General features: G+C 72.0%; 11 protein-coding genes and 1 pseudogene. 4 read left to right on the top strand and 8 right to left on the bottom strand.

Going from position 1 to position 16748, the window contains the following annotated elements; translation table 11 throughout:
• Nucleotides 1–146 (top strand): annotated as a pseudogene (locus ABB55_RS30960) (IS110-like element ISAli8 family transposase); the annotation flags it as partial.
• Nucleotides 147–473: 327 nt separating this feature from the next.
• On the opposite strand, the gene ABB55_RS19540 reads toward ABB55_RS30960, so the two are convergent.
• The 7 genes from ABB55_RS19540 to ABB55_RS19510 all read right to left on the bottom strand — a co-directional run bounded on the left by ABB55_RS19540 (nucleotide 474) and on the right by ABB55_RS19510 (nucleotide 12637).
• Nucleotides 474–6794, bottom strand: a complete 6321-nt coding sequence (locus ABB55_RS19540; protein ID WP_054360301.1) for a DUF4011 domain-containing protein — start codon at nucleotides 6792–6794, stop codon at nucleotides 474–476.
• A gap of 399 nt (nucleotides 6795–7193) precedes the next feature.
• Nucleotides 7194–7862 carry an aspartate/glutamate racemase family protein gene (locus ABB55_RS19535; protein ID WP_054360300.1) on the bottom strand — a complete coding sequence of 223 codons (669 nt, stop codon included), beginning with the start codon at nucleotides 7860–7862 and terminating at the stop codon, nucleotides 7194–7196.
• Nucleotides 7862–8794, bottom strand: a complete 933-nt coding sequence (locus ABB55_RS19530) for a polysaccharide deacetylase family protein (protein ID WP_054362182.1) — start codon at nucleotides 8792–8794, stop codon at nucleotides 7862–7864. Before ABB55_RS19530 ends, ABB55_RS19535 begins: the two co-directional genes overlap by 1 nt.
• 12 nt (nucleotides 8795–8806) lie before the next feature.
• Nucleotides 8807–9607 (bottom strand): ABC transporter permease, encoded by an 801-nt coding sequence (locus tag ABB55_RS19525; protein WP_054360299.1) that lies wholly within the window; start codon nucleotides 9605–9607, stop codon nucleotides 8807–8809.
• Nucleotides 9604–10440, bottom strand: a complete 837-nt coding sequence (locus ABB55_RS19520; protein ID WP_200912049.1) for an ABC transporter permease — start codon at nucleotides 10438–10440, stop codon at nucleotides 9604–9606. The genes ABB55_RS19525 and ABB55_RS19520 overlap by 4 nt, the downstream gene beginning before the upstream one ends.
• A complete protein-coding gene (locus tag ABB55_RS19515) occupies nucleotides 10437–11579 on the bottom strand; it encodes an ABC transporter ATP-binding protein (RefSeq protein WP_054360298.1) in 1143 nt (380 codons plus the stop codon). Before ABB55_RS19515 ends, ABB55_RS19520 begins: the two co-directional genes overlap by 4 nt.
• Nucleotides 11580–11584: 5 nt before the next feature.
• Entirely contained in the window at nucleotides 11585–12637 is a 1053-nt protein-coding gene (locus ABB55_RS19510; protein WP_054360297.1) for an ABC transporter substrate-binding protein, read from the bottom strand.
• Between the two features lie 266 nt (nucleotides 12638–12903).
• Between ABB55_RS19510 and ABB55_RS19505 the strand changes: the two genes are divergently transcribed.
• Entirely contained in the window at nucleotides 12904–13596 is a 693-nt protein-coding gene (locus tag ABB55_RS19505; RefSeq protein WP_054360296.1) for a GntR family transcriptional regulator, read from the top strand.
• Between the two features lie 112 nt (nucleotides 13597–13708).
• Here ABB55_RS19505 and ABB55_RS19500 read toward each other — a convergent pair whose 3' ends face one another.
• Nucleotides 13709–14164, bottom strand: a complete 456-nt coding sequence (locus ABB55_RS19500; protein ID WP_054360295.1) for an Lrp/AsnC family transcriptional regulator — start codon at nucleotides 14162–14164, stop codon at nucleotides 13709–13711.
• A 141-nt stretch (nucleotides 14165–14305) separates the two neighbouring features.
• Between ABB55_RS19500 and alr the strand changes: the two genes are divergently transcribed.
• The gene (gene alr, locus ABB55_RS19495) at nucleotides 14306–15436 is read left to right on the top strand and encodes an alanine racemase (protein WP_083463767.1); all 1131 of its coding nucleotides are present in this window, start codon (nucleotides 14306–14308) and stop codon (nucleotides 15434–15436) included.
• A 50-nt stretch (nucleotides 15437–15486) separates the two neighbouring features.
• Complete coding sequence (locus ABB55_RS19490) at nucleotides 15487–16743, top strand: D-amino acid dehydrogenase (protein WP_054360294.1); 1257 nt, start codon at nucleotides 15487–15489, stop codon at nucleotides 16741–16743.
• Nucleotides 16744–16748: the final 5 nt, after the last annotated feature.

Below are 16748 nucleotides of genomic sequence, written 5' to 3'. Positions count from 1 at the left end.
ACGACGACTTCCGAGACTTCGCCAAAAGGTTGAAGGAAGCCGGCAAGCCCCCGAAGGTCATCCGCGTCGCCCTCGCCCACAAACTCCTCATCAGACTCAACGCAAAAGCACGCCAGGCGCGCACAGGCCTCGCTATGCCTACTTGACCCCAGACACAGTCGCTCATCCGGCCTTCGGCCGCCTTCTCCCCCCTTGGGGGGAGAAGGGAAAAACCGAGAGATAGTACGGCCGATTTCCCCGATCCCACAACGCGTTGTCCCCTTCTCCCCTTGCGGGAGAAGGTGCCCGAAGGGCGGATGAGGGGTTGCGATGCTGTGGCCCTGACGGATCGCCCGGTCCCGCTCGAACCGCAAATCCGGCGGAAGACCGCCCTATCCACCCCCTCATCCGGCCTTCGGCCACCTTCTCCCCCCTTGGGGGGCGAAGGGGAAAACCGGGAGATCGGGCTGGAGGCGCGATCGGGTTGCGGCGGGTCAGGCGATGCGGGCGACGATGGTGCAGATGCGGTCGAGGTGGTGGCGCTTTTCCATCGGGCTGGTGCCGGTGCGCAGATATTGCGGCACCTTGACGAACCAGTCGTCGGGATCGGCGATGCGCTGGCGGACCAGGGTCTCGATCATGGCCTCGCGCAGGATCGAGCGCTGGGCCTCGAAGGCGTCGCCGGCGGCCGGGCGGATCACCGTCTCGCGATAGGCCGCAAGCACCGCGAAGGCCTCGCGCTCGGTGAGCGGGCGGGTGCCGTCGATCTCGGCGGCGGGATCGAAACCGGCCGTCGCGGCGCGGACCCTGGTGTCCGCCGGCAAGGCCGGAGCGCCGGTCGCCGAGGCCGCGCCCCGGGTGGCTGCGACCGGGGCGGCCGCAACACCCGCCGATGCTACCGCCGCTTCGGGCGCCGGACCTTCCGCGGACGACCCTGCCATGCCGGACGCCGCAACCGGAGAGGCTGCGACCGGGACGACCGCCATGCCAACCGATGCCACCGCCGTCTCGGGTGCCGGACCATCCGCGGACGAGACCTCCATGCCGGATGTCGCGACCGGGGAGACTGCGACCGGGACGGCCGCACTACCGGCCGATGCCGCCGCCACCTCGGGTGCCGGACCGTCCGCGGACGGCGCTGCCATGCCGGACGCAGTGACCGGGGAGGCGGCAATCGGGGCGGCCGCAACACCCGCCGATGCCGCCGCCGCTTCGGGCGCCGGACCTTCCGCGGACGAGGCTTTCATGCCGGAAGCCGCGACCGGGGAGGCTACGAGCGGGGCGGCCGCCATGCCGGCCGATGCCGACCCCGCCTCGGGTGCCGGACCATCCGCAGACGACGCTGCCATGCCGGATGCCGCGACTGGGGAGACCGAGAGCGGGGCGGCCGCACTACCCGCCGATGCTACCGCCGCCTCGGGCGCCGGACCGTCCGCGGACGAGGCTTTCATGCCGGACGCCGCGACCGGGGACGCCGCGACCGGGGTGGCTTCGGGGCCGCCGGGCGAGACATCCCGGTCTTCGGCGCCGGGGGCGGCTGCGGTCCCGGCGGTCCCCTCCTCCATGCTGTCGGCACCGGACGCCGCGGCCGCCTCGACATCGGCGTCGTCCGGCGGCGCGCGCCACAGGACATAGTCGACCGCCGCCGTTTTCGTCCGGGCGCGCAGGTCCTCCAGGCGGCGGACGAGGCGGTCGGTCTGTTGGCCGGGATCCTCGAACCAGTCGGTCGACCAGACGCGCAGGATGTCCCAGCCGAGCCCGCGCAGCACCTCCTCGCGCAGGCGGTCGCGGTCGCGCGCGCTGCGGCTGGAATGATAGGCCGCGCCGTCGCATTCGATGCCGGCCAGGTAGGTCTCCGGTCGGTCCGGATGGCGGATGCCGAGATCGATGCGGTAGCCGGAGACGCCGACCTGCGGCACGACCCGGTAGCCGCGCGCCTCCAGCCGGCGGGCGACCTCGACCTCGAAATCGCTGTCCGGCACGCCGGCCGTCCGGCCCGGCGCCGCGCGGCCGCGCGTCTCGGCATATTCGAGATAGTTGCGCAGGACATGGACGCCGTCGCGCGAGGTCTCGGTCGGCACCACGTCGATCGAGCCGAAGGAGGCGAACAGGCCGATGCGCAGGCGGGCGCGCGAGAACAGCACGTTGAGCCGGCGCGCGCCGTGACGGGTGTTGATCGGCCCGAAGCGCTGCTTCATCGCCTTGGCGCCGGCCTCGCGGCCGTAGGTCAGCGAGATGAAGATGAAATCGCGCTCGTCGCCCTGCACGTTTTCCAGATTCTTGACGAAGAGCGGCTCGCCGCGCTTCTCCATGATCTCGCCATAGCGCTCGACCGCCTCGTCGCCGGCGGCGAAGCGGCGCAGGGTCTCGCCGACCAGGTCGCGCTGGTCGGTGTTCAGCGTGACGATGCCGAGCGAGCGGACCTCGTCCTCCGGCAGACCGGCATGGTGGCGCATGAAGGCGATCGCCTCCTCGGCGATGCGCTCGGCCTCGGCGGGATTGCGGCGCGCCTGATAGGTGCCGTCGACGCGCACCAGATCGATCGAGAAGGCGCCGGGCCGCGCCGCCGGGAAGGTGATCAGGCCGTTGTCGTAGAAGGTCTCGTTGGAGAAGCGGATCAGGCTCTCGCAGCGGCTGCGATAGTGCCATTTCAGCCGGCGCACCTCGCCGAAGACCTTCTGGCAGCGCTCCAGGATGGATTCGTCGTCGACATCGTCGGCCTCGGCCTCTTCGGCCGGCGCGTCGCCGGAGCGCTCGAAGAAGCTGGTCGGCGGCAGCTGGCGCGGATCGCCGACCACGACCATCTGGCGCGCGCGCAGCATCGCGCCGAGCGCATCCTCGGGCCGCATCTGCGAGGCCTCGTCGATGACCAGGAGATCGAAGGCGATCCGGCCGGGCGGCAGGAACTTGGCGAGCGACAGCGGGGACATCATGAAGCAGGGCTTCAGCGACAGGATCGCGCCGGCGGCGCGGCCGACCAGCGACCGCACCGGCACGAAGCGCTTCTGCTTCGGCAATTCGTTCCTGAGCAGCGCCATCTCGGTCCAGGTGGTGACCGAGCCGCCCTTGGCGCCGTCGGGCGGGCGGCGGGTCAGCAGGCGCGTCCGAACGGTCTCGCGGTCGGCGCGGATCTTGGCCCGGTCGCGCTCGGCGAAGATGCGGCGGCGCGCTTCGAGTTCGCCGCCATTGGAGCGGGCGAGGCCGGCCGCGGTCTGACGGGCCCGTTCGGCCCGGCGCCGGGCGACCACCCAGGCGAAGGCCGCCGCCACGCCGGCGCCCGGCAGGCCGGCCGCGTCGATCCGGTCGAGGAGGTCGTCGAGCCCGGCCGCGGCCAGCCGGCGCCGGGCGACCTGCAGGGCGACCACGTCGGCCAGCTGATGGCGCGCAGCGACCAGCGCCTCGGCGCGGGCGAAGCGTTCGGCGAGGGCGAGATCGGCCAGCCGGCCGAGGCCGACGCCGCCGAGGTCGACCAGGCTCGCCTCGTAGTGGGCCAGCCGGTTGCGGGCCTCGGTGCACAATGCCGCCAGCCGGGCGCGCACGGCGCCGGCCTCCGCCGAGACGAGGGCGGCCTGGACCGCGGCCGGAAGACCGCAGGCCGCCGTGGCGGCGAGCCAGTCGAGCCCGCTGCGGGCCGCCGGCACGGCGGCCATGTCGGGGATCGCGGCGGTGACCCGATCGGCGAGGCCGGTTGCGGCGAGACGGTCCGCAGCCGCGCTCCGCTCACGGTCGAGCGTCGCCGCCCGGGCGATCCGGGCCAGCGGCGCCGGCGAGGCGGCCAGCGCCTGATCGGGATCGGCGGCCAGGAAGCGCGTCCACAAGGCGCGCTGCTGACCGAGCCCGCGCAGGAGATCGCGGATCGAGCCGGCACCGGCGCCGAGCGAAGCCACGGCCGGGGACTTCGCGACGCCTTCGCCGGCGAGGCGAAAGCCGGCCAGGGCGGCGGCCCGCTCGGCGTCGAGCGCCAGGATGGCGGCGAGCGCCGGCGCGAGGCCGGGCCGGTCGGCGGCGGTCGCTTCGAGGTCCCGCCGCAGGCCGCGGCCGCGGGCGATCGGCTCGAACGGCGTCGCCAGCCCGGCCCAGGCGGACCCGAACAGTTGCGCGGCGGTCCGATCGGTCTCGAACCGCACCGTCCGCTCGACATGCTCGGCCAGCCGGTCGAGATGCGCGGCGACGAGGCGGCCCTCGCCGACGAGACTGGCGCGGGCGGCGATCGCCTCGGCTTGCGCCATCGAGCCGTCGAACCGGCCGACCAGGCGCCCGATCCAGGATCGCCGCAGGGCCGCCGCGGCCTTGCGCATCGCGGCCGGCTCCGGCAGGTCCGGCGCCGCCAGGGCCGGGCTCAGGCGCATGAGGTCGCCGCGCTCGCGCGCCAGCGCCGACCATTCGGCCTGGAGCCGGTCGAAGGCGGCGTCGTCCAGGGTGGCGTCGAGATACCAGCGGCGTTCGAGCGGGGTCAGCACGGCGAGCCCGACGATCGCCTTGGCGACGAGGCCGAGCGCCTCGGCCGCCAGGCCGTCGTCGAGGCCGGCGATGTCGAGCGCCGGCAGCAGCGCCGCGACCAGGGCTTCGGTCGCGTCGACCGCCGCGATCGAGCGCCGCGCCTGTGCGAAGAGCTCGGCCGGCGACCGTTCGGCATCGGCGCGTGGCGGCAGGGCGGCCAGCACCGCGGGCGCCCGGGCGATCAGATCGTCGGGCAGGCCGATCTGGGCGTACAGCACCGCGTGGTCGGCGTCGCGATCGAGCCAGTCGATGCGCGCCGTGCCGGCCGCGCATGCGAGCATCGGATCGAGACCGGCCCAGGGGGTCGGATCCGGCGGCGGCTCGGCCGGCAGCGCGGCCTCGCGCGTCACCAGCGCCAGGGCCTCGTCCAGCGTGGCCGGGCCGAATTCGGCCAGGAGCGCCGGCAGGTCCATGACCGGGCGGCCGGTCGCGATCATCCGGTCGAGCGCGGCGATCAGGCGCGGCTGCTCGTGCGGCGCCGGCTCGGCCTCGATCAGGCCGGACCAGACGCAGGCCTGGCGCGGGCCGAAGGCCTGTTCGAAGGCCTGCACCTGATAGGCATAGGTCTCGACCTCGCCGGTCAGGTCGGCGAGCGCGACCGGATCGGTCAGCAGGCCGTCCGGCAGGCGCGTCGCGGCGAGCGCGGCGGCCCCGTCGGCGAAGCGCGCCGCGCCGCGGATCGAGGACCAGATCAGCGAGAACGGGGTGGCGCGGTCGGCGGCGGGCGCGTGCAGGGCTTCGACATAGTCGGAGACGAAGGCCCGCGCGGCGCGCCAGGTCGGATCGGCCGCCGGCGCCGGGGCCCCGCCGCCGACCGCGACGCCGAGATCGCAGCGGTCGGCGAGGCTCTTGACCACGGCCTTCGGCGAGGATTTCTCGGAATGCAGTTCGAGGCAGAAATGGCCGAGCCCGGCGCCGTCGAGCCGGCGCTTGACCACGTCGAGCGCGGCCTGCTTCTCGGCCAGGAACAGCACGCTCTGCCCGGCCGCGAGCGCGTTGGCGATGACGTTGGTGATGGTCTGCGACTTGCCGGTGCCGGGCGGCCCCTGGATGACCAGGTTCTTGGCCTGCATCACGTCGACCAGCGCGCTGTGCTGGGAGGCGTCGGCGTCCTGGATCAGGATCGGGGTGATCCGCTCGATCTCCGGATCGTCGATCGGATAGTCGGGCGGGGCGCCGAGCGCGGCGGACGGCGCCGCATCGCGCTCGAAGCCGGCGAGCAGCGAGCCGACCAGGCCGCTCTCGACCGGATCGACCGTCCAGCGCTCGGGCCGGGTATCCTCGTAGATGGCGATGCGCGCGAAGGAGAAATGGCCGAGCACCAGCCAGCGGCGCACCCGCCAGCGCGGCAGCCCCTCGACGGCCGCCCGGACGGCCTCGAAATAGGCCTCCACGGTCCCGGCTTTGTCGCCCTCCTCGTCCTCGGCCGGCGCGAAATCGGGCAGGATGCGGCCGTAGCGGCGGTCCTCGAGCAGCTTCTGCAGGCTGATATTGCCTTCCGCGACCGGCTCGCGGGCGGATAGCGCATAGACTTCCTTGCCGCGCAGCCGCTCGCGCTCGATGCGCACCGGCAGCAGGATCAGCGGCGCGTAGAGCGGCTTGTCGGAGGTCTCGCTCTCGTACCATTCGAGGAAGCCGAAGGCGAGAAACAGCGTCGACAGGCCGGATTCCTGCTCGGCGAGGCGGGCCTCGTCGTGGATCTTCTCCAGGACGGATTCCAGCTCCTCGGGATATTTCAGCGTCTGCAGCTGACCGTTGCCATGCGCCGGCTTGGTGGCGGCCGGGCCGAGTTCCGGGTTCGGCTCGATGCCGAGCGCGCGGGCATGGTCGTTGCGGTTGATCTCGGCGCGTTCGGGGCGCGGCGGCAGGTCGAGCGCGACGCGCAGGCGCCGGCGCAGCGCCTGTTCGAGCCGGTCGAGTTCGGCCTCGTTGTCGCCGCCGGCCGCCTGCAGGCCTTCCAGCGCGACCAGATATTCGACATCGGACGCGCGGGCGTGGTCGAGCGCGGAGAGGAACTCCTCGGTCTTCTCGTCGGCCGGGATGGTGTCGGGCTCCGGCAGCGCGACCAGCCGCATCGCGGCCTCGCCGCCGGTCAGCCGGCCGTAGACCTCCTCGAGCACCTCGTCGACGATCTGCAACTGCCGCTTCGAACGGCTGCCGACCGGATAGCTGAGCATCCGGTTGCGCTTGGTCAGATCGAGCAGCTTCAGCCGCAGCTGCTCGTAGAGCCGCCCGAGCCGCGCCTTCTCGGTCTGTTCGAGCATCGTCCCCACCACCGATGTTGCCGCGTCGCCGCCCGCCGTCGAACCCGTCATGCCGTCCCGTCCGGTGTCCCGCCCCGACCCGGCCCGGCCCGGCCCAGAAGACCCGGACGGCCTGCAACCGACCGCATCCGGACTGAAAGGGGCCGATTCGCTCCGGCCCCGCAAGGCGTTGCGGGCCGAGGGCGACAGGACGGGCCAAGGCCGTGGCGCACGGCCGGCTGCGGTGACGCAACGCGGTGCCGGGGGCGCCGGGCGTCGTCGCGTCGCCGGATGCAGCCGCGCACCGTTTCTCCGGATCGGCGATGCCGGCGGCGAGACAGGGTCGGCGGCAATGGTTCGGCGGCAAGGCTTCCAAAAGGTCTTAGCCGCCCGCGACCCGTCATGACAAGGCCCGCGAGAGCGCGTAGCGGGAATCCCGGCCCGGTAGAATAGCGCCGATCGGCCGCAGGATCAGGAGAGGGTCGCCCGGGCCGCGGCGACCCGGGCTGCGGCAAGCCGCACGGCCGCCCGGATGGGAGCGACGATCGGCTCGGCGAAACGCGGCGCCAGCCGGTCGGCCGCCTCGCCGAGGGGGCCGCCGCCGATCACCACGGCTTCGGCGCCGAGCCCGAAAATGGCCTCCCGGCAGGCCCGGTCGAGCGCTTCAAGAAGGGCCTCCGGATCGGCCATCAGGGCCTCGGGCCGGCCGGGCGTCAGCGCGACGCCGAGAAACGAGCCGCCATGGCCGTAGCCGTCCGCCATGGCCGTGATCGAGGCGGCGAGATCGGGCGTGGTCGTCGCCACCGCGAAGCGCCGGCCGCCGGCGGAGGCCTCCAGGAAGCCGGCCTGGCCGATGCCGACGACCGGACAGGCGAGCGCGGCATCGAGCGCGTCGAAGCCCGGATCGCCGAAGGCCGAGACGATGACCGCATCCGGCGCGATCGCCTCGATCTCGGGCACCAGCTCGGCGACTGCCTCCGCGGCGACCGCCAGGGCCGCGGCGTCGGTGATCAGCGGCGCCCCGTGCCGGGCCGTCAGCCCGATCACCGCCGTGCCGGCCGGCGCCGCGCGCGCCGCGATCGCCCGCATCGTCTCGGTCGTGGCCGCATTGGTGTTCGGATTGATCAGGAGCAGTCGCATCACACCGCCGTCGGCCCGAGAACGCGGGCGAGGATATCCTGCCGTCCGGTCGCCTCCAACCAGTGCCGCGCGATCTGGTCGCGCCGGGCGAACCAGACGCCGGACTTCGACGCGACATGGGCGAGGAAGCGCTCGAGCCCGCCGATCCGGCCCGGCCGGCCGATGATCCTGAGATGCAGCCCGACCGACATCATGCGCGGCGCCTGGCCGCCTTCGGCATGGAGCCGGTCGAAGGCATCGATGCAGTAATGCGCGAAGTCGTCGCCGAAGACGAAGCCGCCGTTGCGGGTGAAGCGCATGTCGTTGGTGTCGAAGGCATAGGGCAGGACCAGATGGTCGGTGCCGCCGACATCGGTCAGATAGGGCAGGTCGTCGTTGTAGGCGTTGGAATCGTAGAGGAAGCCGCCCTGTTCCAGGAGCAGGCGGCGGGTGTTGGGCGAGGTCGCCGACCGGGTGTGCCAGCCGCGCGGCGGCGCGCCCGCGGCCTCGGTGATCGCCGCGACGGTGCGGGCGATGGCGCTGCGCTCTTCCGCCTCGCTCATATGGGCGTGGCGCTCCCAGCGCCAGCCATGAGCGGCGACCTCGTGGCCGTCGGCGACGCCCTCCTGCGCCAGCCACGGCGACAGCGCGACCGCCCGGCCGTTGGCATTGAGCGTCGCCGCGACGCCGTAGTCCTTCAGCAGCGCCCGGATGCGCGGCCAGCCGGCGCGGGTGCCGTATTCGAAATGGGATTCCATGCAGGGGTCGGGCACGCCGACGATTTCCTCCTGCACCTCGTAGACGCTCTCGTTGCGCTCGTCGCCGGCAGACAGCGCCAGTTCGGCGCCCTCCTCGACATTGACCACCACCGAGACGGCGAGCCGCGCGCCGTCCGGCCAGAGAACGGCGGGCGGACGGCCGGCATAGCCGCGGAAGTCACGGGTCGGGGACATCGAATTCACTCCTCAGAGATCGGCCATGCGGCGCAGCCCGACCATGCGGTCTCCGACGACCAGGACCACGACGGCGAGCAGGATGAGCAGGGTGGAAATGGCCGCGATGGTCGGATCGGGGCTTTCCTCGACGAACTGGAGCATCTGGATCGGCAGGGTGCGGGTCCAGGCATCGGTGAAGAAGATCGAGATCGGATAATTGTCCATCGACGCCAGGAAGGCGAACATGCCGGAGGTGACGAAGGCCGGGGCGAGCGCCGGCACCAGCACCTGCACGATCGCCCTCGGGTAGGACAGGCCGAGCGTGCGCGCGGCGTCGATCAGCGTGAAGTCGAACAGCGACAGCGCGGCATAGACGGTGCGCACCACATAGGGCAGCGTGATCACCACATGGGCGAGGATCAGGCTGACCCAGACCGAGCGCAGGCCGGCGGCCCGGTAGGCCTCCAGCATGGCGATGCCGACCACCAGGCCGGGCAGCATCAGGGGCGAGACCAGGAAGGTGACGATCGCGTCGCGGCCGGGGAAGCGGCCGTTGAGGAGGCCGATCGCGGCGGCGGTACCGAGGCCGAGGCCGAGCACGGTCGACAGCGCGGCCAGCTGGACCGAGGTCGCCACCACGCCCCAGAGCTCGCGCGAGCGGCCGAGCGCCTCGTACCAGCGCAGCGACCAGGACGGCGCCGGCAGCGTGAAGACGGCGCTCGAGCCGAAGCTGACCGCCACCGTGACGGCGAGCGGGGTCAGCAGGAAGACCACCGTCGCGATCGCGAGGACCCAGACGACGATCCCGGACAGGCGTTCGACCGGCGTCACGACTGACCTCCGAACCGGCGCGACAGCGCCGAACTGGCGACCACGACCGAGACGGCGAGGACCAGCAGCACCACCGCCGTGGTCGAGCCGAGCTGTTCGTTGCGCATGAGCAGGAAGGAGCGGCCGGTCAGGGTCGCCAGCGTCTGGAAGCGGTCGCCGATCAGGAGGTTCGGCACGACATACATCGACACCGCCATGGAGAAGACGAAGGCGATGCCGGAGACGATGCCGGGCAGCGCCAGCGGCAGGAAGACCCGGAAGAAGCGATAGCCGGGGGCGGCGCCGAGCGTGGCGGCGGCCTCGCCGAGGCGCGGGTCGATCAGCTTCACGACCGAATAGATCGGCAGGATCATGAACGGCACGAAGACGTTGGCGGCGCCGATGACCAGGCCGGCCTCGGTGAACAGCAGCCGCTGCGGCTCGTCCCACAGGCCGAGCGCGACCAGGGCCTGCGAGACGACGCCGTCGCGCCGGAGCACGATCTGCCAGGCGAAGGCCTTGACCACCACGCCGACCGAGAGCGGCAGGATGATCGCGACCAGGATCAGCGCCTGAGCGGCGCCGCGCGCCCGGGCCAGCGCCAGGGCGGTCGGGAAGCCGATGGCGAGCGAGAGCAGCGTGACCAGGACGGCGATGCGCAGCGTGTTGCCGATCACGATCCAGTCGAACGGATCGGAGAAGAATTTGACGAAGCCGGCGACCGACGGCACCCCGTCGATCACCAGCGCGCGGGCGAGCAGGTTGAGGAGCGGCAGCCCGTAGACGAGGCCCAGATAGAGGACCGCCGGCAGCACCAGGAGGCCGACCGGATCGATGCGGCGCAGCGCCATCATGCGACCGCCTCCAGATCCTGCGGCCCGGCCTCGGCGGCCGGATAGACGAGCGTGTCGTCGACCGCCCAGGTGAGATCGAGCAGCGCACCCGGGGCGGCGCCGGCCGGCAGGCTCGATGCCTCGACCTGGACTTCCGCGCCTTCGGGCGCGGCGAACAGCAGCTGCACCCGGGCGCCCTTGAAGATCGCATCGGCGAGCGCCGCCCGGATCGCATTGTGGCCGGCTGGGCCGGCGGGGCCGGTCGCGTCTCCGGCGCCGCTACCGAGCGCGATCCGCTCCGGCCGGACGCCGACCAGGACGGCGCTGCCGGGCAGGAAATGGCCGCGCGCGCGGATCGGCCCGAGCGCCGTCGCGATGGTCAGGAGGCCGGCCTCCGCGGCCTGAACCGTGCCGGGGATGCGGGTCGACAGGCCGACGAAGCCGAGCGCGAAGGGGGTCGCCGGCCGGGCGTAGATCTCGGCCGGGGTCGCCAGCTGCTCGATGCGGCCGCGCGCCATCACGGCGATGCGGTCCGACATGGCGAGCGCCTCGTCCTGGTCGTGGGTGACGAAGATCGCCGTCGTGCCGACCTCGCGCAGGATGCGCTTCAGGTCGATCTGCATCGCCTCGCGCAGCTTGCGGTCGAGCGCCGAGAAGGGCTCGTCGAGCAGCAGCAGCTTCGGCCCGACCGCCAGCGCCCGGGCGACCGCGACGCGCTGCTGCTGGCCGCCCGACAGGGCCTTCACCGAGCGGTCGGCATAGGCCGACATCTGTACGAGGGCGAGGTTGCGGGCGACCGTCGCGGCGATCGCGGCCGGATCGGCACCGCGGGCCTTGAGCCCGAAGGCGACGTTGCCGGCCACGTCGAGATGGGGGAACAGCGCGTAGTTCTGGAACACGACGCCGATGTCGCGCCGGTGCGGCGGCAGGCGCGTCAGCTCCTGGCCGTCGAGGACCACGCGGCCGCGATCGGGCCGGACGAGACCGGCCACGATGCGCAGGAGCGTGGTCTTGCCGCAGCCCGAGGGGCCGAGCAGCGACACGAACTCGCCCCGCCCGACGGCGAGATCGACGCCGTCGAGCACGGTCGCCGGGCCGAAATGCTTCTCGGCGGCGGCGATCGAGAGGAAGCCCGGATCGCGGGCGGCGGCCTCGGTCATGGCCGTCAGAGCGCCATCTCGCGATCCCACCGGGAGACCCAGTTGGACCGCTCGGCGGCGACATTGGCCCAGTCGATCTGGTGCACGGTCAGGTCGGCGGGCAGACCGGCCGGCTTGGGCGTCGCCTTGTTGGTGCCGAGCGAGGCGGTCGGGCCGACCAGCTGCGCCTGCAGGGCGGCGCCGAGCAGTTCGTTGACATAGGCGAAGGCCAGGTCCGACTGCGGCGCACCCTTCACGACCGCGATGCCGGACGGCATGGCGAAGACGCCTTCCTTCGGGGCGGCCAGTTCGATCGGCGCGCCGGCCGCCTTGCGCTCGGAGGCGAAGGACGACATGGCCGGCCCGATCATCCAGGCCTCGCCCTGTTCGAGCAGGTTATAGGCCTGCGGCATCTGGGTGTAGATGGTGAGCAGGTTCGCCTTGATGCCGGCCAGCTTCTTGAAGCCGGCATCGGTGTCCTTCTGGGCGGCCGCGAAGCTCGCGCCGGTGGCGAGGTGGCCGGCGACGAACAGGCTCGGCAGGCCCTCGGTGTTCTGCAGCGACGGGATGATGATCCGGCCCTTGTATTTCGGGTCGAACAGGTCCGCCCAGGAGGTCGGCGGGGTCTTCATCGCGGTCTTGTTGTAGGCGATGCCGAGCCAGGGCTGCAGGTAGTTGGCCCACATGCCGTCCATATGGGTGGCACCGGGAACCAATTCGGCAAGGTTCGGCGCCTTGGCGGCGGTCAGCGGATCGAGCAGGCCTTCCTTGACGGCCAGGATCATCACCGGATCGTCCATCTGCACGACCGAGAGATACTGCGACCCCTTGTTCTTCTGCATCTTCTCGAGATTGACCAGCGACTTGGTGCCCTCGAAGATGATCTTGGCGCCGTATTTCTTCTCGAAATTCGGGATGACCACCTGCTCGACCCAGGGCTTGTGGCTGGCGGCGCCGCCGACGACCAATTCCTTGGTCTCAGCCCGGAGGAGGCCCGGCGCGGCGAGCGTGAAGCCGGCGGCGGCGCCGGCCTTGAGGATGGAGCGGCGGCTGAGACCCGCCCGGCTGATCGTGTCCATGATGATCCCTCGCGAATACCGTCGCCCGAAATGGCGGCTGACGGTGGGCTCGCAAGGCTCATGCCAGTCCCGATGGCGCGAGCCTTGCCATCAAGACTCAATGATCTCAATACGTTGCCGTATCGTGAGTCCATCGGGCCGGTTCACACTTTAAGCCATTTTGTGCACAATCGATGGAAAAATGTGCAATCTCCCCCGGCGATCTGCTGGACAGGGGCGGCCCGGGTTCGGCATGGTCGCCGGATCGGCAAGTCACCCGGACGCTCATGCACGAAGACGACATCCACCTGATCCTGTCGCGGCTGATCCTGGCCGGACGCCTGCCGGGCCGGACCAAGCTCGGCGAGCATCGCCTCGCCGACATTTTCGGGGTCAGCCGCGAGCGCATCCGCAAGGTGCTGCACCGGCTCGGCCACGAGCGCCTGATCGAGGTGGTCAAGAACCGCGGCGCCTTCACGATCGCGCCCGACCTCAACGAGATCCACGTCATCTTCGAGGCGCGCCGCATCCTGGAGAGCGGCATCGCGGCGCATCTGGCCGAGACCCTGACGGCGGCGGAGATCGACCAGCTGCGCGAGCATGTCGAGAGCGAGGCCGAGGCGCTGCGCACCGGCGACCGCGACACCTGGCTGAGGCTGTCGGCCGAATTCCACCACCGCCTCGCGGCGCTGACCGGCAACCCGATCATCCAGCGGCAGGCGCGCGAACTGGTCTCGCGCACCACCATGCTGGTCGCCTTCTACGAGAACTCGCACGGCTCGCAATGCGGCTGCGACGAGCATCGCGCCATCTTCCGCGCCCTCTCCGCCGGCGAGCGTGGCCGCGCCGTCAAGGCGATGTCGAGCCATCTGGCCCTGGTCGAGACCCGCCTGCGGCCGCTCGCCTGCGTCGATGCCGGCCCGACGCTGGAAAGCCTGATCGAGGAATACAAGGCCGAGGTGCTGGGCGCGCCCGCCTGAGCGGCAGTCGGCCGGCCCGCACGCCTCACGGCCGGCCCGCTCTCACGCTCCGTCGCCCGAAACGCCGCCCCGCACCGCTATCGCCCCTGGCCGCTTTCGCAAGGTGCCGCGTCTAACGACCGGGACCCGGATCGCGCAGCACGGCGCGGATCGCGAAGCTCGACTGGATGCGGGCGACGCCGGGCAGGCGCGACAGGATCTCCTTGTGGATGGTCTCGTAATGGGCCGCGCTGCGGGCTTCGGCGCGCAGCACATAGTCGGCGATGCCGGTCATCAGGAAGCATTCGCGGATCTCGGGATGCTTGCGCACCGCCTCCTCGAACTGGTTGAGCGAATCCTCGCTCTGCCGGTCGAGCGTGATCTGCACGATGACCACGATGCCGTCCTCGTCGTCGCCGGCCACGATCGCCGTGTAGCCGCGGATGACGCCGCCGGCCTCCAGCGCCTGCACCCGCCGGAGGCAGGCCGAGGCCGACAGGCCGACCGCGCGGGCGAGATCGACATTGCTCATCCGGCCGTCCTTGCGCAGCGCCCGGATGATCTTGCGGTCGAAGTCGTCGATCTTCATCGCAATATTCTCGCGTGGGACGCACGATCGTTGCGCAAAGGAGCCGATTCCGCAAGCTTCTCCGGCGCTTGGGTGCCACATTCGAACGCCCTTCTGCGACAGTGCAGCCATGTCGCGGCGGGGCGGCAGGAGGGCGACGGCATGCTCATGAAGGTGGTCGAAGGCGTCAACGGACCGGCCCTTGGGGCCGGCGAACTGGTCGTCGATCTCGGCGCGCTCGCGGCCAACTACGCGGTGCTGCAGGCCCGTCAGCCGGACGCGCGCATCGCCGGCGTGGTCAAGGCCGACGCCTATGGGCTCGGCGCCGGCCGGGTCGCCAAGACGCTCTACGACGCCGGCTGCCGCGACTTCTTCGTAGCCCATCTCGGCGAGGCGCTCGATCTCGCCGCCGAGCTGCCGGCCACCGCGCGCATCCATGTGCTGAACGGCCTGGCGCCCGGCGCGGAAGCCGCCGCCGCGGCCGCCGCCGTGATCCCGGTGCTGAACTCGCTCGACCAGGTCGCCCGCTGGGAGCAGGAAGCCCGCCGCCGCAACACCCGTCTGCCCGCCGCGATCCAGGTCGACAGCGGCATGGCCCGCCTCGGCCTCGCCGCCGAGGAGGTCGCGGTGCTCGCCGCCGACCCGGCCTGGCAGGAGGCGATCGAGGTGGTGCTGGTGATGAGCCACCTGGCATGCGCCGACGAGCCCGCCGCGCCGGCCAATCTGCGCCAGTTCGAATGCTTCCGCGCGCTCGCCGCCCGGCTGCCGGCCGCCCCGCAGGCGCTCGCCAATTCGGGCGGCGCCTTCCTGCCCGGCTTCGGGCTCGACCTCGTCCGCCCGGGCATCGCGCTCTACGGCGTCGATCCGGTCGACGACCGCGGCTCGCCGCTGAAGCCGGTGGTCTCGCTCGGCGCGCCGGTGATCCAGCTGCGCGACGTGCCGGCCGGCACCGGCGTCGGCTACGGCCTCGCCCATGTCACCCGCGCCCCGCGCCGGCTGGCGACGATCGGGGTCGGCTATGCCGACGGCTGGCCGCGCGCGCTGAGCGACCGCGGCGCCGTCTATGCCGGCGGCATCCGCCTGCCGATCGTCGGCCGCGTCTCGATGGACAGCACCATCGTCGATGCCAGCGCCCTGGCACCGGGTTTGCTGCGGCCGGGCGACCGGGTCGAACTGATCGGTCCGCACCAGTCGCTGGCCGATGTCGCCCGCGATGCGGGCACGATCGCCTACGAAATCCTCACCGGCCTCGGCGCCCGCTTCGAGCGGCGCTACCGGTCGCCGACGCACTGACGACGCGCCGCCCCAACCGGACGGCGTGAATTCCATCTCAGGGGCAAGTCATGAAGGTTCTGGTTCTCGGCGGCGGCGTGGTCGGTGTGACCACGGCCTATTATCTGGCCCGTGCCGGCCATGAGGTGACGGTGATCGACCGCCAGACGGGCCCGGCGCTGGAGACGAGCTTCGCCAATGCCGGCGAGATCTCGCCCGGCTACGCCTCGCCCTGGGCGGCGCCCGGCATCCCCCAGAAGGCGGCCAAGTGGCTGTTCATGCGCCACGCCCCGCTGATCCTGCGCCCGACCCTCGACCCGGACATGCTGCGCTGGCTGTTCTCGATGCTGGCCAACTGCACCTCCGGCCGCTACGCGATCAACAAGGGCCGCATGGTGCGCCTCGCCGAATACAGCCGCGACCGGCTGATCGCGCTGCGCCAGGCGACCGGCATCCGCTACGACGAGCGGATGCAGGGGACGCTGCAGCTGTTCCGCTCCGAAAAGCAGCTCGCCGGCGCCGACAAGGACATCGCGGTCCTGAAGGCCGACGGCGTGCCCTTCGAGGTGCTCGACCGCGACGGCTGCATCGCCGCCGAGCCGGCGCTCGCCCAGGTGCGCGAGAAGTTCGTCGGCGGCCTGCGCCTGCCCAACGACGAGACCGGCGACTGCTTCAAGTTCACCAACGCGCTCGCCTCGATCGCCGAGAGCCTCGGCGTCGTGTTCCGCTTCGGCATCACCATCGAGGCCGTCGAGACCGCCGGCGGCCGGGTCACCGGCGTGCGCACCTCCGCCGGCACCGTCACGGCCGACGCCTATGTGGCCGCCATGGGCAGCTACACGCCGCGCCTCCTGAAGGGGCTCGGGCTCCGCCTGCCGGTCTATCCGGTCAAGGGCTACTCGATCACCGCCCCGATCGTCGACGAGGCGCGCGCGCCGGTCTCCACCATCATGGACGAGACCTACAAGGTCGCCATCACCCGGCTCGGCGACCGCATCCGGGTCGGCGGCATGGCCGAGATTTCCGGCTTCTCGACCGACCTGCCCGAGCGGCGGCGCGGCACGCTGGAACATTCCGTCGGCGACCTCTTCCCCGGCGGCGGCGACCTCAAGGCGGCGACCTTCTGGTCCGGCCTGCGCCCGATGACCCCGGACGGCACGCCGATCATCGGCGCCACCCGGTTCGACAATCTCTGGCTGAACACCGGCCACGGAACGCTCGGCTGGACCATGGCCTGCGGCTCGGCCGCCGTCCTCGCCGACCAGATCGGCGCCCGCAAGCCGGAGATCGAGACCGCCGACCTGGCGCTGTCGCGCTACGCGGCCTGAGGGCG

It is taken from the genome of Prosthecodimorpha hirschii, assembly GCF_001305515.1.
In the GTDB taxonomy this organism is placed as follows: domain Bacteria; phylum Pseudomonadota; class Alphaproteobacteria; order Rhizobiales; family Ancalomicrobiaceae; genus Prosthecodimorpha; species Prosthecodimorpha hirschii.
The sequence above is the reverse complement of the archived record's forward strand: the minus strand, read 5'-3'. Positions and strand labels throughout refer to the sequence as shown.

What these genes read in the sequence shown, in the direction of transcription:
- alr (WP_083463767.1), top strand. Translation starts at nt 14,306, where the DNA reads ATGCTCATGAAGGTGGTCGAAGGCGTCAACGGACCGGCCCTTGGGGCC.
- ABB55_RS19540 (WP_054360301.1), bottom strand. Translation starts at nt 6,794, where the DNA reads ATGACGGGTTCGACGGCGGGCGGCGACGCGGCAACATCGGTGGTGGGG.
- ABB55_RS19515 (WP_054360298.1), bottom strand. Translation starts at nt 11,579, where the DNA reads ATGACCGAGGCCGCCGCCCGCGATCCGGGCTTCCTCTCGATCGCCGCC.
- ABB55_RS19500 (WP_054360295.1), bottom strand. Translation starts at nt 14,164, where the DNA reads ATGAAGATCGACGACTTCGACCGCAAGATCATCCGGGCGCTGCGCAAG.
- ABB55_RS19490 (WP_054360294.1), top strand. Translation starts at nt 15,487, where the DNA reads ATGAAGGTTCTGGTTCTCGGCGGCGGCGTGGTCGGTGTGACCACGGCC.
- ABB55_RS19505 (WP_054360296.1), top strand. Translation starts at nt 12,904, where the DNA reads ATGCACGAAGACGACATCCACCTGATCCTGTCGCGGCTGATCCTGGCC.
- ABB55_RS19520 (WP_200912049.1), bottom strand. Translation starts at nt 10,440, where the DNA reads ATGATGGCGCTGCGCCGCATCGATCCGGTCGGCCTCCTGGTGCTGCCG.
- ABB55_RS19535 (WP_054360300.1), bottom strand. Translation starts at nt 7,862, where the DNA reads ATGCGACTGCTCCTGATCAATCCGAACACCAATGCGGCCACGACCGAG.
- ABB55_RS19510 (WP_054360297.1), bottom strand. Translation starts at nt 12,637, where the DNA reads ATGGACACGATCAGCCGGGCGGGTCTCAGCCGCCGCTCCATCCTCAAG.
- ABB55_RS19530 (WP_054362182.1), bottom strand. Translation starts at nt 8,794, where the DNA reads ATGTCCCCGACCCGTGACTTCCGCGGCTATGCCGGCCGTCCGCCCGCC.